Genomic DNA, 23646 nt, shown 5'->3' with positions numbered 1-23646 from the left:
CCTTTTTCAATCTTTAAACAAAGTAATATTAAATGATTAATGAAAATACTACTTTATAAGCAAATAAAATGATAAAACCGATCTGCAATCGGTTTTATCAAACATAACCAGCTAGGACTACTTTTCAGCGCGACCCATAAACTTGTGTTCTGCGGTGTTAATACGAATACGATCGCCTGTTGAAATATGCTCTGGCACTTGAATAGTAAGGCCTGTACTCAAACGTGCAGGTTTTGAGCGAGCACTTGCTGAAGCGCCCTTAATTGAGGGGTCTGTTTCTTCAACAACAAGTTCTACACTTGAAGGTAAGTCAATCCCCACTGGTGAGCCATCGATCACTATAACATGTAGACCTTGCGTCTCTTCATTAACAAATAAAATCTCTTCGCTGATTGCTTCTTTGTTTAAGTTATAAGGCGTGTAGTCTTCATTATCCATGAAAACATACTCCTCACCATCAATGTAAGAGAACATCGCTTCACGACGAGTTAAATCAGCAAGTTTAAGCATATCGCTGTCTTTAAATGTTTCGTCTACTTTGCCACCAGTAACAACATCATATAAACGCATGCGGTATAAACTACCACCAGCACGACCTTGCGGTACTGAACGTTGAATATCTTTTACTACTAAAACTTGGCCGTTATGCTCAATAGCGGCACCTTTTTTGACTTCACTAGCCTTAGGCATGGGTGTATTCCTATCGTTTTTTAATGACAGGAATTTACCACGTAATTACTATTGTTCAACAAAAATTTGCAGTTTTACTTTTGCTGATGTAATTGGTCTATTTTTCAGCGAATTATCGTAATAAATGTCTCAAACCGAATAAAAAGATGCTATCTTTATAACAACGAAAAATGACTTCAAGGACTGGATCATGAATCAACATGCTGTACATGAATACTTAATGAAAAAGCCAGTGGTAATGCTCACTCAGCCATTTGGTCAAGACGTCGATGTTTATAAAGTAAATCATAAAATGTTTGCGACTCTCGCAGAGGGAAAAGAAGGCCAAACAAATGAAGATGGTGAACCTGTTTGGTGGCTTAACTTAAAATGCGATCCGGACGAAGCCCAAGCATTACGTGATATTTTTCCTTCTGTAATTCCTGGTTACCATATGAATAAACGGTTATGGAATACAGTGATTTTAGATGGCACTATCCCACAAGGAGAAATTGAACGAATGATTGATAACTCATTTGATTTGGTGGTTGCAAATATGCCTGAAAAAGACAGAAAAGCGATTGAGCTTCACCTATAATTTGACCGCACTGATCACACCCTGTGATCAGTGCAATTTAAATGAAAATGATGATCGGTATACAAAACCCCACCAATGGCATAGGCATCTAATTGCTTATCAACTAGCTGAAAGCCACACTTCTCAAGTACTTTTTCTGAACCTATGTTGCCTTCAGTGACGACAGCTTTAAACTCCTTCACAGAATACTCAGCCTGAGCAAAATCAAGCACCGCCTTTAAAGACTCGGTGGCATAGCCACGACCATGAAAATTAGGCAGCAATAAGTAGCCAACTTCTTGAATATCAGGAACGGTTGATGAGGTAAAGCCTGTCACCCCCACCTCTTTACCTGTACTCGTTTCAATAATAACTAAACACAATGGCGAGTTTGCATCTGGCTGCCAAGGCTTTAAACGTTCATTAAACTTCGCACGTAGCTGCGCTTCTGAGGGCTTATCAAAGCATTTCTCAATAACCTCTGCATCATTGTGCAAAGTGTAAAACAGTGGCCAGTCATCAGCATTTAACAACCGTAAAGTTAATCGCGCAGTGGTGAGAGTCATGGTGATCAATCGCTAAGTAAATAAGTCTAGTTATAACAAACCTACTTAGCTAATTAAATACCACTTATGGCCAATACTGCAGCTTAAGCTGCTTTACAGCTACCAAGTATAAATCACTTTTCCTATCACATTATCTTTAGGAACAAAGCCCCAAAAGCGGCTATCTGAGCTATTATCTCTAGAGTCACCCATAACAAAGTAGTGATCTTCAGGGATGATCCATTCCGCCTTTTCGCTGCCTGCTTGGTTGAAATAATGACTTACCTGTTCAGGGTGATTCTCATTTAGTAAAATTTGATAATGTTTACCATCATTTACCTCTTGCAGAACTTTAAGTCCACTTTCAGTTTGAGAAACGAGAGATTGCTCTAAAGGAATGAAGTCAGCGCAAATGTCGGCTCCCTCATCACATGCTTTTTGGATATAAACAGTTTTATTTCGATAAACAATTCTATCGCCAGCCACCCCTATTACGCGTTTCAGCCAAGTATAATCAGGGTTTTTCGGATACTGAAAGGCAACAACATCACCTCGACCTACTTTAGCTGACATGGGCGATCTTGAAATTTGATAGCCTAAGTACCGATAATTACCAAAACCTATTTTACTAACTAGAACTTGGCTCCCTTTATCTAACTGAGGTGCCATAGATGAAGCTGGTAAAGTGAAAGGCTCAAATGAAAAAATTCTCATTAAAATAAGAGCAGCAGAAAGGGTAAGATAAATTAAAGTTACAGCCCACCAACTTGCGAACCAAGGCCGCTTCTTATCTGCGTTATAGTGCTTTGTTATCCAAAAAGCATGGAGTGGACATATAATTATAAACACACTTGTGAGATAGATACCTTGATACCAATCGGCCTCTCCTGCACTCGCTTGGATTTTAATGTCAAGCAAGTAACATAAGGCCGTTAAGACAAGGTAAGTAATGAACAACCTGAATTTATTAACGTACAAAAATACAAATGGCTGAAATAACACGCCAAGAAGAATAGCGATAAAACCCTTAGGCTTCCATGAAGTAGACACTCTGACATCCTTGTTGAAATTAAGTCATTGAATTTAATTGCTTATATTAAATATAAAATCACAGTGATGCCATAAAATTTCTTATATTTCTTTAAAGCAATATTCCTTTGAAACAGAAAGCCCCGCTCAAAATGAGCAGGGTTTTTAAATTAACTAATTTAAAGAATTAGCTTTTAGTTGTTTCTGTATCCACTTCATCTGAAGCTTGCTCGTCTTCAACCACTTCTTTGGTTACTTCAACTGGATCGACTTGTGCAGCTTCGGTAACTGCCGACTCTTCACTTTCTGCTTGGTCAAAACGCCCCCCCTTTTCAGCCATTGCTTTTAATGTATCGCAAGGAGTAAAAATTGGGTTGTAGTTAGCAAAAGTCGCCATTTCAGAAGTAACCTGTGCTGCACCCAGTTTATCCATATAACTAAATGGACCGCCTAAGAACGGAGGGAAACCGATACCAAAAATAGCACCAATATCACCGTCACGAGGACTTGCAATAATGCCATCATCTAAACAACGTACCGCTTCGTTCAGCATTTGTGCCACACAGCGTTTAGCAATTTCGCTCTTGTTTAAACGAGGTGATGGCGTAACTCCCAGTAATTCGTATACTGACTCATCCACTTTTTTATCTTTTTTGTCATAAAGATAAAAGCCACGACCTGTTTTACGGCCTAAACGCTTAGAATCGATTAAGCGGTTAAAGGCATCGGGGGCTTTAAAACGCTCGCCCAATTCTTTTTCAAGGATGGGGGCAATTTTAGAGCCAATATCAATCCCTACTTCGTCAAGTAATGCTAATGGACCAACTGGGAAACCAAACTCAACTAAGGCTTGGTCAATCTTTTCAATTGGCTCACCTGCAAGCAATAAATTAGCCGCTTCATTTACATAAGGCGCTAAGATACGGTTTACATAGAAACCAGCCATGTCTTTAACCACAATCGGTGTTTTACCTTGTTTACGGGCAAAGTTAACAACGCGGGCGATGGTTTCTTCAGACGTGCCCGCGTGTGGAATGATCTCAACAAGTGGCATTTTCTCAACAGGTGAGAAGTAATGCAGACCAATTACATTTTCTGGACGCGCTGCATCCGCAGCGATTTGTGCAATCGGCAATGACGAGGTATTGCTTGCAAAAATCGTGTTGCCTTGGCACTCACGTTCAACATCAGCTACCATACCTTGCTTAAGAGCTAAGTCTTCAAACACTGCTTCGATTACGATATCAATGTGTTTAAAGCCGCTGTAATCGGTGGTGCCGGTAATACGGTTCATGGTTTGTTGCAGCTCAGCTTTAGACAAAATACGGCGCTTTTGCTTTTTATCTAAAATTTTATAGCTGTAGTTCATCGCATTGCTGATGCCCTTTTCAGCCACATCTTTAATGCGCACTGGCACACCCGCTTTCACTGCACTGACATGAGCGATACCCGCGCCCATTAAGCCACCGCCTAATACCGCAGCTTTAGCGATTGCTGGTGCATCATCATTGCGCCATTCTTTTTTCATTTCAGTGGTTGCAAAGAAAATACCGCGCAATGCTTTTGACTCATCGCTCATAACTAGCGTAGCAAAGCCTTCAGCTTCAGTTTTATATGCTTTTAACTGATCAAGCTCAACACTTGCACGAACTGCTTTAATAATGGCTAAAGGTGCTGGGTAGTGACCACCAGTTTTCTTCAGCACATTTTCTTGTGCTTTTTTGAAAATAATGTTGCGGCCAAATGGGTTCGACTCAAGTAATTGGCTTAAACGGTCAAGTTTTGGTTTAGTAACCTTCGCCTTACCTTTTAGTGCAAATTCTTTAGCAACGTCAAGTAAAACACTGTGCGGCACACAGTCGTTTACTAAGCCTGTTTTCTTCGCTTGCTTAGCACGAACTTGCTTACCTGTAAGCATCCATTCAAGTGCTTTTTGAAGGCCCACTAATTTAGGTAAACGCTGTGTACCACCGCCACCTGGTAATAAGCCTAACTGTACTTCTGGCAAGCCAAGTTTAGTGATGTCGCTGTCAGAACAAACACGATAATCACAAGCTAAAGCAAACTCTAAACCACCACCCAGTGCTGCACCATGAATGGCACTCACTGTTGGGAAAGGTAGTTTTTTCATATCAAAAAACGCTTCTTGGCACATTTCGCTCAGCGCTAATGCGTCTTCACGGCTATTAGCATTATCAAGCATTTTAATATCAGCACCGGCGATAAAGTTATCGCTCTTACCGCTAATAAACACCATGCCTTTTACTGCCTGTGCTTGTGCGTCTTTAAGTAAGGTTTTTAAATCTTCTGCAAAACTGCTACGCAGGGTGTTCATTTTCTCACCCGGCACATCAATGGTTACAACGGCTACGCCGTCATCAGCCACTGATAAACTAAATACTGAATCTGTCATTACGCACTCTCCAATACAAAGGCTGCACCTAAGCCACCCGCTGCACACGCAGTCGTTAGTGCTAGGCCGCCACCGCGACGATTAAGTTCATTCAAGCTTTGCGTGATCAGGCGTGCACCTGTTGCCGCAAATGGGTGGCCGTATGCCAGAGAGCCACCTAAGACATTGAACTTGTCCATGTTAATTTCGCCGATCGCTTTACTACGACCTAGCTTTTCTTGTGCAAATTTATCTGACGCAAACATCTTCATATTGGCAAGTGTTTGCGCTGCAAATGCTTCGTGCATTTCAATTAAATCTAAATCAGCTAATGTAATTCCTGCTCTGTCTAGAGCGATTGGCGTTGAGTGCGCCGGCCCCATTAGCATGTCTTCATGAACACCGATTGCAGAAAACGCAAAGCTACGTACATAACCAAGAATGTTGTAACCCAGTGCTTTAGCTTTACTCTCGCTCATCATTAATACCGCAGCGGCACCATCTGTTAATGGTGTTGCATTAGCAGCAGTAACTGAACCATGCTGACGGTCAAATACTGGTTTTAATTTCGCGTAGCCTTCAACTGTTGAGTTATGGCGGATGTTATTATCTTGCTCAATAAAACTCTTATAAGGCGCAACATGGGCCGTCATTACTTCGTCTTTTAGCTTGCCATCAGCCCATGCTTGGCTTGCAAGAGTGTGAGAACGATGTGCTAAAGCATCTTGATCTTCACGACTGATGCTATGCGTTTTCGCCATTTGCTCTGCCGTTTGACCCATAGATAAACCAGTAGAGTACTCAGCAACAGCTGGTGGTACAGGGAGTAAATCTTTTAGGCGCAGTTTTGAGAAAATCTTCAAACGCTGGCCAAGTGTTCGCGCCTTGTTTAAATCAACCAAGCTGCCGGCTAATTTTTTGCTCACACCGATTGGTAACACAGACGATGAATCAGCACCACCAGCGATACCCACTTGCACTGAACCTGCCATAATTGACTCAGCAACATTAGCAATTGCTTGGAAGCTTGTCGCACACGCACGTGATACAGAGTATGCATCTACTGAAACAGGCATACCTGTGCCTAAAACAATCTCACGAGCAATATTAGGCGCTTCTGGCATTTGCACTACTTGACCAAATACAAGTTGATCGATTTCAGACTTGTCGAAATTAAGACGTTCAAGCATCTCGTTGACAACCAGTTTACCCATATCAAGTGCTGGCACATGGTGGAATGCAGTCGCTTGTTTTGCAAACGGCGTTCGTAAGCCGCTAACGATGGCGATACGATCGCCCTTTGCTGTTTTAAGTATATTTTGCTCAGACATTTATGCTCTCCCGCTGACAGGTCTGACCTGTTTGTTTTTCCTGATTCTAAAACAACCCGAATACGAATGCCAATAGAGAAACGAAATTAGTTACCAACCATAGGCTTTTTTTAGCTTATTTACAAAAATAACGCGTATTTATATGGTAGGCTAAAAATCCTTAAAAAATAACGAACTATTTTAGGATTTTATGTCTAACACTTGTGTTGTAAGCTTCGAATCCTTATAACTTGTAAAAAGCGCCTAATTAATAATAACGCTTAGCTAATTTATCAGCACTGAATAGGCTTATATCGGCGCATAACAATAACATTTTGACTCACGCTATTTAGGACAGTCTTTTTATTATGGCAGTTAACGCATTTTCACAATTAAAATCATATTTAGACACGCAAATTATCGGCCAACCTCAATTAACTCAAGCACTGTTAATCGCTATTTTGGCAGATGGTCACCTACTTGTTGAAGGTCCTCCTGGTCTTGCAAAGACACGTGCAGTGAATGCTTTAGCAAAAGGCGTAGAAGGTAGCTTCCAACGTGTACAGTTTACTCCTGACTTACTCCCTGCGGATGTCACTGGCACCGACATTTACCGTCAGCAAACCAGTGAATTCGTATTTGAAAAAGGGCCATTATTTCACAATCTTATTTTAGCTGACGAAATCAATCGCGCGCCTGCAAAAGTACAATCTGCTTTATTAGAGGCTATGGCTGAGCGTCAAGTAACGGTTGGTAAAAATACTTATCCACTGTCTGAGCTATTTATGGTTATGGCAACCCAAAACCCGCTAGAACAAGAAGGGACTTACCCTCTTCCTGAAGCACAGCTTGACCGCTTCTTACTCCATTTAAGTATTGATTACCCTGGGGCAGAACACGAACTTGATATTCTTCGCCTGACCCGTGGTGAAGCAATATCTGATAAACAAGCTGAAACACAGCAAATTAGCCAAAGTGATCTTTTCGCAGCACGAAAATCAATTTTGGGTTTGTACCTTGCTGAACCACTTGAAAAGTATTTGGTACAACTAATCATTGCGACCCGCGAAGCTTCTGAACTAGATGAGCAGCTTGGTCGCTGGATTGAATACGGTGCCAGCCCACGTGCAACCATTGCCCTAGACAAATGTGCTAGAGCCCATGCTTGGCTTGAAGGCCGTGACTTTGTTGCCCCTGACGATATTCAGGCGGTACTGCATAATGTATTACGCCATCGTATTATTTTAAGCTACGAAGCCCAAGCAGACGGCATCAGCAAAGATGATGTGATCACGCGCATTTTAGAACTGGTTGCAGTACCATAAGTTATGTCAGGTCAATTAGATATAGCTACTTGGTTGCATGAAAGCCATAGCCAAGGTGTTAATTTATCACTCAAAGAGTTGATGTATTACAAAGCCAAAGCGCGCTTACTTGAACTTGCACCTAAAGTAAAAATCAAAAACAGCTTAGCTGGGCAATACCTTGCGCCGCACAAAGGACGAGGCATGGAGTTTGCTGAGGTACGCCATTACCAAACTGGTGATGACATTCGCTCAATAGACTGGCGAGTCACCGCTCGCACTGGCGAAACTCACACAAAACTGTTCCAAGAAGAGAAAGAGCGCCCCGTTTTTGTGTTCACCGACTTTTCAAACTCCATGTTGTTTGGCTCAAAGTTATTGTTAAAGTCAGTGCAAGCAGCACATATCAGCGCTTTGGTTGCATGGTCAGCTTGTCAGCGTGGCGACCGAATTGGTGGTTTGGTATTTAACCAACACAGTCATCATGAACTAAAACCCACATCACGGGAAAAAGCAGTATTAAAGCTTTGCCATAATTTATGTGACATTCATAGTCAGGCGTTAGCTAATGTTGATAAAAGCGCGACCAGTTTATTTAGTGAGAACCTCAAGCGTCTTAACCATTTAGCTAAGCCCGGTAGCTTAGTTTATATCGTTTCAGATTTTAGCGCACTAGACGAAGCAAGCTTTAAACAACTTGAAATACTAAGCCGTCACTGCGAGTTAATTGGTTGCCACGTAAGCGACCCATTCGAACATCAACTTCCTGCATTTAAGCAAACAGTGACTGTATCTGCTAATGGGCAAGATCTTGCTCTGCCGTTAATGGATAAGCAATTTCGGGAACGCTTTGCTAAGTCGGCACAAGAGTCATTCGCTTTGAGGCTAAAACGCTTACAAAAATCTGGACTTAGTTTAATTTCATTCAGTGCAGCCACCCCGCTTGAGCTGCAATTAGTGAGAAAGTAATAATGCAAACAAATCCGCTCGATGGCTTACATGATGTCATTGCACCTTCAGAGGTCGCATGGTGGCCACTGGCTCCTATTTGGTGGCTAATTATTGTATTTTTAGTTGTACTACTGGTAGTTGGTTTAGTGTTGCTATATAAAAATCAGCAATTCAAGAAAGCCAAAAAGCAAGCGATTAAAATGAGTCAAAATGTGGCTAAAGATGATGCACAAGCGTTGCATATTATTCTTAAGCGCTTAACACGTCATTACTATAATAGTCAGCTTGCTTCACAGCCTTTGGCACAATGGTCAGAGAGTTTATCAAAGCTCTGTGGTGACACTTTTAGCTACGATGAGCTCATGCCACTTTACCAACAGCAAAATAATAATGCAGAGCTTGCGGCTAAATTACGCAGCGCCATCCACAACTTTAAACTCAAGGAGCCTATCAATGTTTGAGTTTAGTTGGCCTTGGTTCTTTGTGCTTTTACCCTTGCCTTGGTTAGTCAGTCGCTTTATGCCTTCAAAACAGCAAGGTCAGTTACGTCTACGTATTCCAGGCTTTGCCAAGCTTGGGCTTAACAACCAAGCCGTGCAACAACATAGTCACAAAGTGTCATTGCTTGAATGGGCGGTATGGGTCTCATTGGTCATTGCGATTGCAAACCCAACATGGCTTGATGAACCAATTACTTTACCCAATGAAGGCCGTGACATTATGCTGGCGGTAGACTTATCAGGCTCAATGACTGAGCAAGATATGGCTTATCAAGGCCAATATGTCGACAGACTAACCATGGTTAAAGCCGTACTAGGTGACTTTATTGAACAACGTCAAGGCGATCGCCTTGGTCTGATTTTATTTGGTGATACCGCATTTTTACAAACACCGCTTACGCGTGATGTTAAAACCGTAAGCCAAATGCTTGGTGAAGCACAAATTGGCCTTGTAGGCCGCGCAACAGCCATCGGTGATGCCTTAGGTTTATCTGTAAAGCGTTTTGCTAACAAAGATGAAAGCAATCGAATCGTGGTGCTCTTAACTGATGGACAAAACACTGCTGGTAACCTCAATCCTGAAGATGCGCTACTGTTAGCTCGCGAGGAAGGCATAAAAGTATACACCATTGGTGTCGGCTCAGATAACCCACGTGGTTTTAGTCTATTTAATATGGGCGGTATGAGTGGCGGCAACCTTGATGAAAGCTTGCTAAAACGTATTGCCGAGCAAACTGGCGGCTTATACTTTAGAGCAAAAGATGTGGCTGGTTTGCAGCAGATTTATCAAGAACTCGATAAGCTCGAACCTGTTAGTAGTGATGAGCAGACTTTTCGCCCTCAGATTTCATTGTTTTATATTCCGCTATTGGCAGCACTTGGTTTAATTGTTCTTGCTGTATTCATTAGCTTTACTCGCCAACTTAAGCAGGAGAAGTAATATGGATTTCGAATTTATTCGCCCTGCCCTACTTTGGTTATTAATACCTGCGGTCATTATTTTTAGTGTGTTATTGGTCCGTAATAAAAAGAACGCACCGGCAGCGTTAATTGCCCCACATTTAGCGCAATTTGTTATGAGCGACAATCATAAAAAACAAAGTCAGCCACTTTGGTTAGTTGCTCTCTTTACGATTCTCGCTATCGTGTTTAGTGCAGGACCAAGCTTTGAGAAGAAACAAGTCCCTGTGTTTCAAGCGAAAAACGCCCGCGTTATTGTTATGGATATGTCGTACTCCATGTTCAGTACAGATATTGCGCCAAGCCGTTTAGTACAAGCACGTTTTAAAGCCCTTGATATGATTGAGCTATTTAAAGAAGGTGATACAGCATTAGTCGCCTATGCAGGTTCGGCCTTTACCATTTCACCATTAACAAACGATGCCAGTACATTAGCGAATCTCATTCCAAGCCTTAGCCCTGAAATCATGCCTAGTAAAGGCTCTAATGTAATCGAAGGACTTGAAAAAGCGAACGAGTTGCTCAATCAGGCGGGTTACTTAGAAGGTGATATCATTCTAGTCACCGACGGTATTGATAGCCTAGATCAAGAAGATATTAGCCGTTTTACGGATCAGTCACATTATCGCTTAAATGTTTACGGAGTTGGTACTGAGCAAGGTGCACCTATTAAGTTACCTGAAGGTGGCTTTTTGAAAGATATGCAGGGGCAGATTGTGATTCCAACGCTGAATATCAGTCGTTTAAGTGCGCTTGCACGTAATAGTGGTGGCAAATTTGCACTTTATCAGACCAACAATCAAGATATTCAAACCTTTGCACCTAGTGCAAATGCTGAAATACTTAAAGATGAAAAGCAAAGCCAAACACTCTGGCGTGTAGATGCAGGTATTTATGGACTGCTGATCTTAATACCACTGGCACTCTTTTTAATTCGCCGTAGTAGCCTAGTACTTGGCTTTATGTTCGTTATGCTATTGCCGCAGCAACACGTGTATGCCGCTGAACTACCAGAAATGTTCAAGAACCAAGATCAACGCGCACTCGATGCTTATCAGCAGAAGCAATTTGAACAAGCCGCCCAAGCTGAGAACTCTCAACTAAAAGGTGCTGCACTTTACCAACAAGGTAATTACCAAGCGGCAATGGATGCGTTTAGTGAAGATAAATCTGCTACGGGCTTGTATAACTACGGTAATGCCCTTGCAAAAGCAGGTGAGCTTGAACAAGCTATAAATGCTTACAAGCAAGCACAACAGCTTAGAGATAACTTCACTGAAGCAAAGGAAAACCAAGCTCTGGTTGAAAAGTTGTTGCATCAGCAAGAGCAACAGCAGCAAGATCAGCAGCAAAATAACGATCAACAAAACGAAGACCGTCAACAAGACAACCAGCAAAAGCAACAAGGCGATAATTCAGAGCAAGGCGAAAACTCTGAGCAAACTGAGCAACAAGATGACCAACAACCGTCTGAGCAAGGTGAGCAGTCAGATCAAAAAGGTGAACAAAGCGAGTCTAATAAAGATCAGCAAAATCAACCTGAAATGGAGTCTGAATCAGAGCAGTCATCACAATCCGATGAACAAAAGCCTGAGCAATCTGATCAGCAAAAAGAGGCTCAACCTGAGCCTATGCAAAATGATGAGCAAGCCAAGCAGCAAGCTGAGCAACAGGCGATGCAAGCACAGGCAGCCGAACTCACCAATGAAGAAAAAGAGAAAGCACAACAACTGAATCAACTGTTGCGCAAAGTCCCCGATGATCCTGCAATCTTATTAAGAAATAAAATGCAGCTAGAAGCACAAAAACGAACCTATCAACGTCGTCCACGAGGAGCCGAAAAATCATGGTAATGCGATTATTATGTTGTTTATTGTTAATCGCGGCAGCGCCGCTATGGGCCGCCAGCCAACTGCAGGCAAGTGTTGATAAAAACCCAGTACTTGCTGGCGAGTTTTTTATTTTAACAATCTCCGTAGATGATAGTGTCAAAAGCGAGCAGCCTGATACCTCTGTACTATTAAAAGACTTTGTTGTTGGGCCCACCAGCGTAAGCTCTCGAACCAATATCGTAAATGGTGAGATCAGTAAGCAAACTAATTGGTCAGTAAAACTAATGACGCGTAAAGAAGGTACTTACACTATCCCTGCCTTTACAGTTGCAGGTGTTAGTTCAAAACCAATAGAGTTAGAAGTGTCTAAGCGCAGCCAAAACGCTGAGCAAAATAAAGATGCATTTATAAAAACGAGTGTAAAATCAGATAGCTTGTATGTCCAAGAAGCCGGTGTATATACCGTTAAACTTTACTTAGATAACAATAAAGAGCTACTTGATGGAAACCTAAGTACTCCTCAAATGGATGATGCTCAACTCAATGCTATTGGTAAACAATCAGAAAGCTATGAATTAATCGATGGTAAACGTTATCTCGTTATTACCCGAGAATATTTACTACAACCGCAAAAAAGTGGTCAACACACAATTACTGCGCCAGTATTTAATGGCCGAATTAGGCAGAACTATCGTCAGATGGAAATATCGGCAATGGGTGAAGACCTTGATCTCGACATTAAACCTATTCCAGAAAATTACCAAGGTGCATGGTTACCAAGTGAACTAGTAAACTTAGATGAGCAGTGGCAACCAAAAGACGATACAGTCGAGGTTGGCACACCAATCACACGTACAATCACTTTAACAGCGCTCGGTGTAACCAAAGAGCAATTACCAGATATTGAGATGCCCCAAGTACAAGGTTTTAGAAGCTACCCTGACGAAAAAGAGACAAATCATTTAGTTAGGGATGGACGTGTTATCTCTCAACAAACAGCCTCGTATGCGCTGCTCCCCCAAACACCAGGTACATTTACATTACCAGAAGTAAAGCTGCCATGGTTTAATACAAAAATTAATCGAATTAATTACGCAACAATACCTGCACGTACTATCACAGTGATACCTAGCACTAATGCACTAACAGCAAATACCAATAATTCAGCACCAAACACCAGCCAAGAGCTAACAGGTGAAATTCCTGCTGTTCGTACTATTACTGAAGTAACTCAGCCTATTTGGCTTATAATGGTTGCTGCTGGAGGATACCTTTTATGGATTGCAACACTCGTGTTCTTCTTAAGAAAACGACCTGTTAGCAACTCTCCCGATAAAAATGACGTTAAGAGTGAAGTGTCTTCGGTTTCTTTATCTGAGCTAAAGAAATATGCAAAGACGAAAGACTATTCAGCATTTTATTTAGCCCTTTCACGTTACGCCAAACATGAAACAAGGCAAACACATAACGCGATTGATACGCTCATGGGCACAAGATCAAGCTCTAAACTAAGCGAAGAAATTGCTAAATTGCGTGCAAAACTCTATAGTTCAAGTGATGAGCAGCCTGATTTAGCAATCATCATTAATGGTTTAGCCCAAACAAAAAGTGCTCAATCATTTGACAAAAATCAGGGGCTAAAAAAACTTTACGATTAATAATAACTAAACAATACACATTAAGCGGCTAACAGCGATTAGCCGCATTAAAAAAATAATAAATCCAGAAAGTTTTTTCCTTAAGGGCAGGTCTAGATAACTATGACGGAAAAACAAAAGCGATATGAAGAGCTCGTTCATATCTACCACAGTGAGCTTTATCGCTTTGCATATTGGTTATGCCGTGATCAAACTATTGCTGAAGATTTAGTGCAGGAAACATTCCTGAGGGCTTGGCGTGCCTTGGATTCACTCCAAGATCAACAGGCTGCTAAACCTTGGCTACTTACTATTTTGCGTCGCGAAAATGCGCGACGTTTTGAAAGAAAGCAATTTGATTACGCTGATGTTGAAAACGATACCTTAGTGGATGATAAAAGCACATCCCTTGATGCTGAAATGGAACAAACAGTGATCCAACGACAAATTGGAAAGTTAGCAGACGAATATCGAGAGCCTCTACTTTTGCAAGTAGTAATGGGCTGTTCTGGTGATGAAATCGCTAAGATACTCGATTTAAACAAAAATACCGTCATGACACGATTATTTCGTGCCAGAAACCAGCTTAAAGAGGCTTTAAGCAGTGATGATGACCAACTTAGAGGAGCATCAAAATAATGGATGAACTCGAGTTTCGCCGCCGCATCCTCGCCGAGCCAAGCACTATTGATAAGGAACTTGAAGCGTTTGCCGAGCAGGACAGTGATAAACAAGCATTTATTGACGACATTCGTGCATTTGACGACGAGTTGAACGCCGCTTTAAATGTTCCTGTGCCAGACGATTTAGCTGCGCGCATTATTGAAAATACCTACGCATCTGAAGAGCATGTCGAACAGCAGCAAAACGACAACGTCGTTGAAGCTAAATCACGCTTTGCATTTAATCGCTTTTATTTAGCGGCTGCAGCGTCATTCTTAGTTGCTATAAGCGTATTTTTTGTTACTACTAAACAGCATTCATTATATAGCGTTGGAGAGCATGCTTTAGCACACTTATACTATGAAATTGGCTCTTTAGATAAACATAAAGCAATTGACTTAGAGTACGTTAATGAGAAGTTTGCCACCATTGGCGGCCACTTAGATGAGCTTCCAGGTAAAGTCACGTACTTGATGTTTTGTGATTTTAAAGGTCAAAAAGGATTGCACTTAGTATTTGAGTCTGACTTTGGCCCAATGACTGTATTTATTGTACCTTCAGAGGAGCAGCCTTTTGGCTCTGGTTCTGATGAGTTTAGCGATGAGCGTTTTGCAGGCCACATAAGTCGTGGAGAAAAAGCCGATACAATTTTAATTGCTAGCATAGGTGCACCATTAGAGCGTTACAATAATATGGTGACCAGTGCTATACGCTGGCTTCATTAGGTGAGTTAAAATAGCAGATACAAAAAAACCGCATCATATCAAAATGATGCGGTTTTTTATCACTATACAGCTGGTTACTTACAAACGTCTGCTACTGCATTTGCAAAGTAGTCAATGTTTGCATCGCTGATACCTGCAACGTTTACACGGCTAGAACCAACAATGTAGATTGAATAATCTTTTTGTAAACGCTCAATTTGATCTTTATTAATGCCTAGGAATGAAAACATGCCATTTTGACGGTCAATAAATGAGAAATCTTGCTCAATACCTTTCGCTGCTAAGCTTTCTTTGATTAGAGTACGTAAGCCATTAATACGATTACGCATTTCATCAAGCTCGTCATGCCACATTTGCGTAAGCTCAGTACTACCTAAAATAGTGCTAACTATATCAGCACCGTGTGCTGGCGGCATTGAGTAGATACTACGTACAACACTTAACAATACAGAGTTAGAGATATCTGCAGTTGCTGCATCTTTAGCAATGATTGAACATGCGCCGATACGCTCACGGTATAAACCAAAGTTTTTCGAACATGAAGAACAAATGATTAGCTCATCAACCGCTGCCGCTAATTTACGTAGGCCTGCAGCATCCTCTTCAAGACTTGAACCAAAACCTTGGTATGCAATATCAACCAGTGGTGTAAAACCAACTTCAACAGCAAGATCTGCCACTGTGCTCCATTGCTCAGCATTTAAATCCATACCGCTCGGGTTGTGACAACATGCGTGGAATAACACAACATCACCTTTAGGCACCTGCTTAAGTGTGTTAATCATCTCATCAAATAACAGGTCTTTATTTTCGTAGTCGTAGTAAGGGTACTCTTTTACTGTTAAACCAGCCGCTTCAAATAAACTGATATGGTTTGCCCACGTTGGGGTTGTAACCCATACAGTTGCATCTTTGTTGCAACGCTTAATAAATTCAGCTGCAACACGAAGTGCACCTGTACCGCCTGGTGCTTGTGCTGTGCGAACACGGTTTGCTAATAACGCAGGATGCTCACCCAGTAATAAGTTTTCCATTTTTTGGCAGTAATCTAGATTACCCGCCAAGCCAATGTACGATTTACTGGTTTCGTTTTCCAAACGAAACGCTTCCGCTTTTTTAACCGCTTTAAGAACTGGCGTATTGCCTTGCTCATCCTTATAAACACCTACACCCAAATCAATTTTCTTTGGGTTTGTATCTTGTTTAAAGGCCGCCATTAGGCCAAGAATAGGATCTGTTGGTAATGGTTTTAATTCTGAGAACATTGACTATCTCTTTTATATAGGGGGTTAGCGTTGCCACTAGCTTAACATAAAAACCGAGCCTGATTACTAGTTAAATTAGACCAATAGTTGAGGAATTTTAATACAACAAGCTGCAAGTAAAGCAAGGGTTTGCTGATCAAAGAAATCATTACTAAATGCTTCCGCATCAATAATGCCTAAACAGGTATTTTCACTAGATAAAATTGGCAAACAGGTTTCGGCTTTTACTTTAGGATCGCACGTATAATATTCACCACCTTGCGCCAAATAATCTGCAACATTATTAATCACACGACCTTTTTTAGACAAAGCAACTTGAACATTGTTACTGCCTTTTGCAAAGTCTTCAGTGAGTGGAAACAATGGGCGACTTGGTGCACCATGATAAACAAGCTTTAACAGCTGATCACCTTCATCTGTATTAGTTGATTGATAAATACCAAACCAATCAACTTGTGTTTGTTGGACAACATAATCGATGATTTGCTGAAGCCTTGCTAACTTTGCAGTATTTATCGCATCATCATCAACATAATCGTTTAACTTAAACGGTTCATCTTGCAAGTAACCAAATAAGCTACATGCCCCACCCTCGCCAAGCTCAGGTATTTGGTACTGCCAACGTACTTCAGGTAACTGTGACTGTGCAAGGTACTGCTCTAGGTTTGATAATTGCTCTGCCACTAAAGTCTCTGATAAATCAAGCTGAGCGACAGATAAGTATGTAGAAATCATTTAGCCATCCAAACATCTATAATGCTAGAAAGCATAACACGGGCTTTCAATCAGAGCTAGCACTGTTTATGGATAATTGGTAACAAATTTCAACTTGGTTTCCGGACGCATTAAAAGCTACGCTTGACGCTACTTCACCCAGTAAAGATAACCCGCGGCCATGCTCTCGCTGCAAGTTATGCTGGCCGTCATTTTGATTCGCAAAACCATTGCCAGAGTCGCAAATAGTAAAATAAAGAGCCAAGGTATCTGGGCAATAACGAATATCAATAATAATAAGCGCATCAGTCAGTTTTTCTAATGCCTGCTCACGTTCTTGATAATAAATTAAAAAGCCATCATCTTGATTCTTTATATCAGAATCGAGTCCTAATACGCCGTGATCAAGCGCATTATTGTAAGCCTCTGAGAGGATTAAAAAGATATTCGCACGGTGTGCATTTAAACCCGCTACTTTAGATATCACATCCACAACTTCAAGCACGGGATCTGTGCTTTTTATTTGTTTTGAATTTAAACTAAGTGAAAAATTAAAAGGTAAAGGTGAAAAAGGCTCCGCCTCTTGCTCAGGCTCCGGTGCTGGTAAACAATTTAATAGCACTAAACTTAAATCATCTTGTTGTTCATAACCTTGAGAAAACTGGTTTACAGTCTCTATTAGCTGCTGGCTATTAATATTTTCTTTTGAACTTAATGCTTCAATAAATCGATGCTCACCAAAAAACTCACCATGTAAGTTAACAGTTTCTATAATGCCATCGGTTGCCATAACAAGCCGCATTGTTTCGTTGACTTCGAGATGAATAAGACCACGCTCAAATTCATCTTCTTCTAAAATCCCTAACGCCATGTGCTGGGATTCTAATGTACGTAATATATGGCCTTGTTGATCAATAATGTAAGTATCGGGTAAGCCACCTAACCACGCAGACAAACTCTTACCTGAGTTACTTAACTCAATAATAGTAGCCGCACAAAACATGTGCCCAGGTAATAAATTACCTAATACTGCGTTTATTTCCGCTGCAATGTCGCTAACAGACATACCTTTGTTAACCATGGTATAGAACACGCGAGAAGCCGGTAATGCCCCCACAGCAGCCGCTAGGCCATGCCCCGTAAAATCACCCAACATACAATACAGGCTACCTATTGGGCTTTGCGCAACAAGGAACATGTCGCCATTGAACATAGCCGCAGGAGATAAATGAAAATCTAAATGCTGCGTAAATGTATATTGGTTTTCTAACGCATTATTGAAGATATGCTCAACTATTTCATGCTCACGTTCAACTTGGTTCTGGTGATATTCGAGCTGTAGGTTTTGCTCTCGTGCCTTTTGACTTAAATTTCTTATACGGCAGTGAGCTTTAATTTTAGCGTTAAGAATAACCTCTTGAAATGGTTTATGGAGAAAGTCATCTCCACCTACAGCAAGGCACCTCTCAAAGCTTTCTTCATTTTCAAGGGAGGTGATAAAAATAATGGGTAGGTAAACTTGGCTAAAACGTTCTTTGATAATAGCGGCGGTTTCAAAACCATCCATAACAGGCATAACAACGTCTAGGAGCACAATATCAATAGTGTGCTTTTCGAGTATTTGCAGCGCAACAAGGCCATTCTCAGCTGTGTGAACTTGATAACCTTGATGCTCCAACATAACGGTTAATAGTCGACGATTTAAAGCAAGATCATCCACCACTAGAATGTTAAGCATCAATCAATATCAAACTTTTTATCAAAACGAGAGATTTGCAGGATTTTCTTTAGTTGTGGTTGGCAATTACTAATTTGAATATTATCCACTTTACCGGTTAGGTTTTTCTTCATATTAAGAAGCATACCAAGTGCCGAGCTATCCATATAATCTGTTTCTCTAAGATCAATAACCACTTTATTGATATTATCATTTAGGTCAGCGTAAGCCTGACGAAAAGATTGAACCAGATTAAAATCAAATTTTCCTTTGATTTGTACGGTCAAGATAGCGCCATCAGCAGAAGTGCTGCGCGTCAAACTCATAATAAACTCCTATTAATCAAATCTCTCCGAAGACTAATCTAAATATAACTGCTTAGGAGAAATAAGCCAAAAATTAAAACACTTAGAGGGAAATTTGTTATGATTTACAGCATACAACCTTCATTTAAAGTGAGATCTAAAATGAGTGATAATAATCTAGTATATTCAACCGCTACTGGCCGCATTGAACAGCCTAAAGAGGAAAAATCAATCCAAGGTAAAATCTTTAAAGATGGTTTTTTACGAATTGAGCGTCAAACAAAAGGCCGTAAAGGCAAAGGTGTCATGTTAGTGGTTGGTATTGATAGCCAAGAGCATGACCTGAAAAAACTTGCTAAGACCATTAAAAGTAAGATGGGTCAAGGCGGTGCGGTGAAAGATGGCATTATTGAGGTGCAAGGCGATGATAGAGAAAAGCTCAAAGCGATTCTTGAAGGCCTTAAGTTCAAGGTGAAAATTGCAGGGGGCTAAAAATGCCCCTTTTTATTTTATCTGAATAGACTTGAACTAGATTAGTCAAACTCCATTAATAGAACTTAATCAAATCTGACTGTCGAAAATGCGCCATTTACGAACAGTGGCAACGCTACCAAAAATTAAACCATTTCACCGTAAACACTACCTTAAACTGGAAATGCCAAGTATTGGGGATCATTCTAAATGCTTGTATAGGCCTATTTTCTTGAATCAAGTACGGTGATGGTCTTATATAGAGAAAATTTTGTGTCTGAAGTCATGACTTCATAACCAGATTCCATCGCTTGACTAATTATCACGCGATCAAATGGATCTTTATGGTGCATAGGTAGCTGACCAGCTTGCTCACCATGCTTACCTAATATTGGTATCTCGATAAACCCCTGATTTTGTATAACCAAGGGAATATTCGAAGGCGCTGTAAGTTTTTTAAGGTTCGTTTTAATGCTAATTTCCCAAGCTGTGGCAGCACTAACGTAAATGTTATTATTTGGGTCAGCAATAAGAGCTTTTGAAGCTTCACCCAACTCCGCAGAGTCGTCTATCCACCACAAAAATGCACAAGTATCTAAAATGATACTCCTCACTGTGAGTCCTCATGAAACATACTCTCTATATCGGCATCTGCTTCATAAAACTCTGGCTCAATTTTGACCTGCCCTCGATACTGACCTGGAACACGAGGGGATTTACTAGAAGCAATAGGAACAATCTGGGCAATTTCCTTGCCGGCCTGACGTAAAATTACGACCTCACCGACGGATAACTTTTCTAAATGTAAGTGTTTAACTTCATCTTCGTCAATTTCAACATACATACAAAATCTCCTTCAGGTCATACTTCACACAGTATAGCTAAATCGACAGTGCAACGCACTACGCAAACGTATAGCAACTTAATAGTGCACAACTTGCTCATTTTCATGAATATAGGGAATAATAGCTTAGCCTGAATAAATTTTAACATCTGCTCTTCGCACATAGCCGCCAGCCAGATGAAGTCCTAACTAAATTTACCAAAGAACAGATAAATATAAGCGACTATATTTTATCTGTTTGTTCTAAACGCTCAAACAACGTAGGTAAGTCAGCCTCGCTAACTGGTGGGCTGTAGTAGTAACCTTGTACAATATAGCAGTTATTGTTTTGTAAAAACTCAATCTGTTCAATCGTCTCAACACCCTCTGCTACCACATTGAGTTTAAGCTTTTGTGCCATTGCAATAATCGCCGCTGTAATTTCCATGTCATTTGAATCATCAGGTATGTCTTTAACAAACGAGCGATCCACTTTCAAAATATCAACAGGGAAGCGTTTCAAATAGCTGAGTGAAGAGTAGCCTGTTCCAAAATCATCAATTGAGATTGATACACCCAATGCCTTTAACTGATGTAATTGTAATATGGCGGCTTCAACATGCCCCATTAACATGCTCTCAGTTAACTCTAAATGTAAGCGTTTGGGTTCAACACCAGTTTGTTTGATGATTTTATCTAAGGTGAGTACTAGGTTAGCGTCTTTAAATTGGCGCGCCGAGAGATTTATTGAAATGTTATTCTTTAAATTTTTTCTTTCTAAACGTGCGGCAAATTCACACGCTTCTTGTAATACCCACGCCCCTAGTTCAACAATAAGTCCTGTTGCTTCAGCAATCGGAATAAACTTTGTTGGAGGGATCATTCCCTCAGTTGGGTGGAACCATCTAATCAACGCTTCGTAACCAACAACATGTTGATTTCGACTATCGACTTGTGGCTGATAATAAATAACAAATTGCTTGTCGCGAATGCCTGTGCGTAGCTCATTTTCGATGAATAAGCGTTCATTGGCAGCGGCATTTAGCTCTTGGCTATAAAAGTGATAGGTGTTTCTGCCTTTGGCTTTTGCTTCGTACATTGCAAGGTCTGCATGCTTTAACAGCTGATCTTCCTCTTGGCTGTCAAAAGGCGCCATCGTGATGCCTATACTACCACTAATGATCACTTCATTATTGCCGAGTTTAATTGGCTCATTCAGTGTCTTTTGAATCGTATTAGCCACTTCCATAGCATGAGTTTGGTGTTCTATACCACTTAATAGGACCGCGAATTCATCACCACCAAGGCGAGCAATGGTATCTTCGGTGCGCAAACGTTTTTTCAAACGGTTTGCTACTTCTACTAATAATTGATCGCCCGCATCATGGCCAAGTGTATCGTTAATACGTTTAAATTCATCTAAGTCAAAATAGAATAAGGCAAACGCATAATGACCACGCTCTGCAAGTGCCATCGACTTGCGTAACTGCATTCTAAAAAATGTACGATTAGCAAGGCCGGTGAGCGTATCAAAATATGCCAGCTGCTCCATTTTTCGCTGGCTCTCTTTTACAAACGATATATCTTGTGCTGAGGCAACATAGCTGGTGATTTCTCCTGCGTCTTCACGAATAGGCGAAATACTTAGCGACACCCACACTGACTGACGTTCATGTCCTTGCAGTAAAGTATCACCACGCCAATAATTACGACTTCGAAGATCAACATCAATATCATCGACTAAAATTGCCATTTCCTGCGAAATAATGCTTAAAAGTGATGACCCCATAAAATGACGCTCTTCAAACCCAGTCATTTCAACCATCTTGGGGTTAACATATTCAATCTCAAAGTTTTGATTGGTAATAACCACACCGGTTCCTGAGAATGCCACTGCTTTTGACAGTCTATTTGCGGCTTTCTCTGCTATCTCTTTTTCACTTATACGCTGGTTTAACCCATCAATCAGCTTTCTAATTTCAATAGCCATGTCTCTGAAAGAGCCATTTAGTGTACCAATTTCGTCTTTATTTGCTTTTGGAAACTCAGTTTGTAGCTGACCTTTGCCAAAACTCACGACTGCATTTACTAATGAGTGGATACGACGAAGTACCAGTTGATACAATGCTTGATGCAACAACAGCGCCACTAAAATAGCGTATAGAATAAACAAACCAAAGAACTTCACTTTTAACTCTTCTAACGCAGATAATGCTGAAGAACGTTTTTTGTAAATTCCGATATACCAGTTTAAATGCTCAACTTTACGAATATTAATAATGTGTGTTTCGTCATTTTGAACAAATGAATTAGCTGACTCAGGTAATTTTAGGCGAATTGTTTCTGCGATGAGCTTTTGTAAGTCAGGGTTAACAAAATCCTCTGTTCGTAACACTTTACCTTCTCGACCATATTGCTCTAGCATCGATTTTTCTAAATCTGGGTGTGCGAGTAACTGCCCTTTTGCATCGAATACTAATAGGTGTTGCTCACGATCTCCTATCGGCAGTTGAGCCAATAGCGTTTCGAGCGCAATATCACTGCCTGTAACACCAAAAAATTCATTATCTCGATAAACGGGAACAAGTACACTCACCACCCATTTATGCCAAATAGTGTCGTAATACACTTTTGACCACACAGCTTCCCTGCTCGGGTTGAGCACATTCTGAGCGTAATTAAAAGTTTCACCTTTTGTGAAATCAAAATCGCCAGGCACATTGAGTGCCCAGTTTGGTGGTGCAATGCGAATAAAGTTATCTTTTGTAACTAGATAAAAATTAAAAAAGTCTTGGATAAGTGTTGGTGAAACAATTTTCCATAACGACTCTGAGTCGTTGATCAATTGCTTGTAAAATTCTGAATAGTTTTCTTCTGGGATAAAGGCAGCAGATAAACCATCTTCTGAGGTGCTGCGAACACTGCCATCAACTGCAAACTTAATATCAGCACTGTGTTTACTGAGTATATGAGACTCACTATTTAACAGCTGGCTGCTAACGACATTGTTTGCTTGCTCTGCAATATTGATTTTTGTTTTTATTAAACGGTCGAATTGACGGCTTAAGCGTTCACTCGAATGCTTTAAAAGCTCATGTTCTTCAAAAACAAGCTGTTTTTCTTCTGACTTAAGCATCAAAGCGGCTGCACATATACCTGCAATCAAACAAATTGCAGAAATCAGCAGCGATAACTTCATACTTAACGAATTCACACCAAAACGAGATGGCGGGCGTCGATACACCACTAGGCTACCT

22 protein-coding genes are annotated in these 23646 nt (G+C 40.8%); 10 read left to right on the top strand and 12 right to left on the bottom strand.

What is annotated here, in order from left to right:
• Window positions 1-117 precede the first annotated feature (117 nt).
• Window positions 118-690 carry an elongation factor P-like protein YeiP gene (gene yeiP, locus L3V38_RS01665; protein WP_130150514.1) on the bottom strand — a complete coding sequence of 191 codons (573 nt, stop codon included), beginning with the start codon at window positions 688-690 and terminating at the stop codon, window positions 118-120.
• Between the two features lie 190 nt (window positions 691-880).
• Between yeiP and L3V38_RS01660 the strand changes: the two genes are divergently transcribed.
• Window positions 881-1267, top strand: coding sequence for an MmcQ/YjbR family DNA-binding protein (locus L3V38_RS01660; RefSeq protein ID WP_062569784.1), 387 nt, complete (start codon window positions 881-883; stop codon window positions 1265-1267).
• A gap of 14 nt (window positions 1268-1281) precedes the next feature.
• Here L3V38_RS01660 and L3V38_RS01655 read toward each other — a convergent pair whose 3' ends face one another.
• From L3V38_RS01655 to fadI, 4 genes are all read right to left on the bottom strand, one after another.
• On the bottom strand, window positions 1282-1812 hold the full coding sequence (locus tag L3V38_RS01655; protein WP_130150513.1) for a GNAT family N-acetyltransferase: 531 nt from the start codon (window positions 1810-1812) through the stop codon (window positions 1282-1284).
• 99 nt (window positions 1813-1911) lie between these two features.
• The gene (lepB, locus tag L3V38_RS01650) at window positions 1912-2709 is read right to left on the bottom strand and encodes a signal peptidase I (protein ID WP_237118168.1); all 798 of its coding nucleotides are present in this window, start codon (window positions 2707-2709) and stop codon (window positions 1912-1914) included.
• Between the two features lie 298 nt (window positions 2710-3007).
• Window positions 3008-5233: a fatty acid oxidation complex subunit alpha FadJ gene (gene fadJ / locus L3V38_RS01645; RefSeq protein WP_237118167.1), complete on the bottom strand. Its 2226-nt coding sequence runs from the start codon at window positions 5231-5233 to the stop codon at window positions 3008-3010.
• Window positions 5233-6543, bottom strand: coding sequence for an acetyl-CoA C-acyltransferase FadI (fadI, locus tag L3V38_RS01640; RefSeq protein WP_062569780.1), 1311 nt, complete (start codon window positions 6541-6543; stop codon window positions 5233-5235). The genes fadJ and fadI overlap by 1 nt, the downstream gene beginning before the upstream one ends.
• 347 nt (window positions 6544-6890) lie before the next feature.
• Between fadI and L3V38_RS01635 the strand changes: the two genes are divergently transcribed.
• From L3V38_RS01635 to L3V38_RS01600, 8 genes are all read left to right on the top strand, one after another.
• Window positions 6891-7847, top strand: a complete 957-nt coding sequence (locus L3V38_RS01635; protein WP_062569779.1) for a MoxR family ATPase — start codon at window positions 6891-6893, stop codon at window positions 7845-7847.
• A 3-nt stretch (window positions 7848-7850) separates the two neighbouring features.
• Window positions 7851-8795, top strand: a complete 945-nt coding sequence (locus L3V38_RS01630) for a DUF58 domain-containing protein (protein WP_205989527.1) — start codon at window positions 7851-7853, stop codon at window positions 8793-8795.
• A 2-nt stretch (window positions 8796-8797) separates the two neighbouring features.
• On the top strand, window positions 8798-9238 hold the full coding sequence (locus L3V38_RS01625; RefSeq protein ID WP_237118166.1) for a DUF4381 domain-containing protein: 441 nt from the start codon (window positions 8798-8800) through the stop codon (window positions 9236-9238).
• Window positions 9231-10217, top strand: coding sequence for a VWA domain-containing protein (locus tag L3V38_RS01620; RefSeq protein ID WP_237118165.1), 987 nt, complete (start codon window positions 9231-9233; stop codon window positions 10215-10217). Before L3V38_RS01625 ends, L3V38_RS01620 begins: the two co-directional genes overlap by 8 nt.
• Window position 10218: 1 nt before the next feature.
• Window positions 10219-12090, top strand: coding sequence for a VWA domain-containing protein (locus L3V38_RS01615; protein WP_237118164.1), 1872 nt, complete (start codon window positions 10219-10221; stop codon window positions 12088-12090).
• On the top strand, window positions 12084-13727 hold the full coding sequence (locus tag L3V38_RS01610; protein WP_237118163.1) for a BatD family protein: 1644 nt from the start codon (window positions 12084-12086) through the stop codon (window positions 13725-13727). The genes L3V38_RS01615 and L3V38_RS01610 overlap by 7 nt, the downstream gene beginning before the upstream one ends.
• A gap of 102 nt (window positions 13728-13829) precedes the next feature.
• Window positions 13830-14345: a sigma-70 family RNA polymerase sigma factor gene (locus tag L3V38_RS01605; protein WP_062569773.1), complete on the top strand. Its 516-nt coding sequence runs from the start codon at window positions 13830-13832 to the stop codon at window positions 14343-14345.
• The gene (locus L3V38_RS01600; protein ID WP_237118162.1) at window positions 14345-15094 is read left to right on the top strand and encodes a DUF3379 family protein; all 750 of its coding nucleotides are present in this window, start codon (window positions 14345-14347) and stop codon (window positions 15092-15094) included. Before L3V38_RS01605 ends, L3V38_RS01600 begins: the two co-directional genes overlap by 1 nt.
• Window positions 15095-15168: 74 nt before the next feature.
• Here L3V38_RS01600 and L3V38_RS01595 read toward each other — a convergent pair whose 3' ends face one another.
• The 4 genes from L3V38_RS01595 to L3V38_RS01580 all read right to left on the bottom strand — a co-directional run bounded on the left by L3V38_RS01595 (window position 15169) and on the right by L3V38_RS01580 (window position 19116).
• Entirely contained in the window at window positions 15169-16359 is a 1191-nt protein-coding gene (locus L3V38_RS01595) for an amino acid aminotransferase (RefSeq protein WP_130150504.1), read from the bottom strand.
• A gap of 75 nt (window positions 16360-16434) precedes the next feature.
• Window positions 16435-17094 carry a GAF domain-containing protein gene (locus L3V38_RS01590; RefSeq protein ID WP_237118161.1) on the bottom strand — a complete coding sequence of 220 codons (660 nt, stop codon included), beginning with the start codon at window positions 17092-17094 and terminating at the stop codon, window positions 16435-16437.
• Window positions 17095-17140: 46 nt separating this feature from the next.
• On the bottom strand, window positions 17141-18811 hold the full coding sequence (locus L3V38_RS01585; protein ID WP_237118160.1) for a SpoIIE family protein phosphatase: 1671 nt from the start codon (window positions 18809-18811) through the stop codon (window positions 17141-17143).
• Window positions 18811-19116 carry an STAS domain-containing protein gene (locus L3V38_RS01580; RefSeq protein ID WP_062569768.1) on the bottom strand — a complete coding sequence of 102 codons (306 nt, stop codon included), beginning with the start codon at window positions 19114-19116 and terminating at the stop codon, window positions 18811-18813. Before L3V38_RS01580 ends, L3V38_RS01585 begins: the two co-directional genes overlap by 1 nt.
• A gap of 141 nt (window positions 19117-19257) precedes the next feature.
• Between L3V38_RS01580 and L3V38_RS01575 the strand changes: the two genes are divergently transcribed.
• Entirely contained in the window at window positions 19258-19587 is a 330-nt protein-coding gene (locus L3V38_RS01575; RefSeq protein ID WP_130150501.1) for a stress response translation initiation inhibitor YciH, read from the top strand.
• A 203-nt stretch (window positions 19588-19790) separates the two neighbouring features.
• On the opposite strand, the gene L3V38_RS01570 is transcribed toward L3V38_RS01575, so the two are convergent.
• The 3 genes from L3V38_RS01570 to L3V38_RS01560 form a co-directional block, all read right to left on the bottom strand.
• Complete coding sequence (locus tag L3V38_RS01570; RefSeq protein ID WP_237118159.1) at window positions 19791-20180, bottom strand: type II toxin-antitoxin system VapC family toxin; 390 nt, start codon at window positions 20178-20180, stop codon at window positions 19791-19793.
• On the bottom strand, window positions 20177-20410 hold the full coding sequence (locus tag L3V38_RS01565) for a hypothetical protein (RefSeq protein ID WP_237118158.1): 234 nt from the start codon (window positions 20408-20410) through the stop codon (window positions 20177-20179). Before L3V38_RS01565 ends, L3V38_RS01570 begins: the two co-directional genes overlap by 4 nt.
• Before the next feature lie 223 nt (window positions 20411-20633).
• On the bottom strand, window positions 20634-23636 hold the full coding sequence (locus L3V38_RS01560; protein WP_237118157.1) for an EAL domain-containing protein: 3003 nt from the start codon (window positions 23634-23636) through the stop codon (window positions 20634-20636).
• Window positions 23637-23646 lie beyond the last annotated feature (10 nt).

Origin of the sequence: Pseudoalteromonas sp. L1 (genome assembly GCF_021728095.1) — a bacterium.
In the GTDB taxonomy this organism is placed as follows: domain Bacteria; phylum Pseudomonadota; class Gammaproteobacteria; order Enterobacterales; family Alteromonadaceae; genus Pseudoalteromonas.
The sequence above is the reverse complement of the archived record's forward strand: the minus strand, read 5'-3'. Positions and strand labels throughout refer to the sequence as shown.

Bases quoted from the DNA above. Each gene is read 5' to 3' on its own strand.
- yeiP (WP_130150514.1), bottom strand. From the start codon at position 690: ATGCCTAAGGCTAGTGAAGTCAAAAAAGGTGCCGCTATTGAGCATAAC.
- L3V38_RS01660 (WP_062569784.1), top strand. From the start codon at position 881: ATGAATCAACATGCTGTACATGAATACTTAATGAAAAAGCCAGTGGTA.
- L3V38_RS01655 (WP_130150513.1), bottom strand. From the start codon at position 1,812: ATGACTCTCACCACTGCGCGATTAACTTTACGGTTGTTAAATGCTGAT.
- fadJ (WP_237118167.1), bottom strand. From the start codon at position 5,233: ATGACAGATTCAGTATTTAGTTTATCAGTGGCTGATGACGGCGTAGCC.
- fadI (WP_062569780.1), bottom strand. From the start codon at position 6,543: ATGTCTGAGCAAAATATACTTAAAACAGCAAAGGGCGATCGTATCGCC.
- L3V38_RS01635 (WP_062569779.1), top strand. From the start codon at position 6,891: ATGGCAGTTAACGCATTTTCACAATTAAAATCATATTTAGACACGCAA.
- L3V38_RS01630 (WP_205989527.1), top strand. From the start codon at position 7,851: ATGTCAGGTCAATTAGATATAGCTACTTGGTTGCATGAAAGCCATAGC.
- L3V38_RS01625 (WP_237118166.1), top strand. From the start codon at position 8,798: ATGCAAACAAATCCGCTCGATGGCTTACATGATGTCATTGCACCTTCA.
- L3V38_RS01620 (WP_237118165.1), top strand. From the start codon at position 9,231: ATGTTTGAGTTTAGTTGGCCTTGGTTCTTTGTGCTTTTACCCTTGCCT.
- L3V38_RS01615 (WP_237118164.1), top strand. From the start codon at position 10,219: ATGGATTTCGAATTTATTCGCCCTGCCCTACTTTGGTTATTAATACCT.
- L3V38_RS01610 (WP_237118163.1), top strand. From the start codon at position 12,084: ATGGTAATGCGATTATTATGTTGTTTATTGTTAATCGCGGCAGCGCCG.
- L3V38_RS01605 (WP_062569773.1), top strand. From the start codon at position 13,830: ATGACGGAAAAACAAAAGCGATATGAAGAGCTCGTTCATATCTACCAC.
- L3V38_RS01600 (WP_237118162.1), top strand. From the start codon at position 14,345: ATGGATGAACTCGAGTTTCGCCGCCGCATCCTCGCCGAGCCAAGCACT.
- L3V38_RS01595 (WP_130150504.1), bottom strand. From the start codon at position 16,359: ATGTTCTCAGAATTAAAACCATTACCAACAGATCCTATTCTTGGCCTA.
- L3V38_RS01590 (WP_237118161.1), bottom strand. From the start codon at position 17,094: ATGATTTCTACATACTTATCTGTCGCTCAGCTTGATTTATCAGAGACT.
- L3V38_RS01585 (WP_237118160.1), bottom strand. From the start codon at position 18,811: ATGCTTAACATTCTAGTGGTGGATGATCTTGCTTTAAATCGTCGACTA.
- L3V38_RS01580 (WP_062569768.1), bottom strand. From the start codon at position 19,116: ATGAGTTTGACGCGCAGCACTTCTGCTGATGGCGCTATCTTGACCGTA.
- L3V38_RS01575 (WP_130150501.1), top strand. From the start codon at position 19,258: ATGAGTGATAATAATCTAGTATATTCAACCGCTACTGGCCGCATTGAA.
- L3V38_RS01565 (WP_237118158.1), bottom strand. From the start codon at position 20,410: ATGTATGTTGAAATTGACGAAGATGAAGTTAAACACTTACATTTAGAA.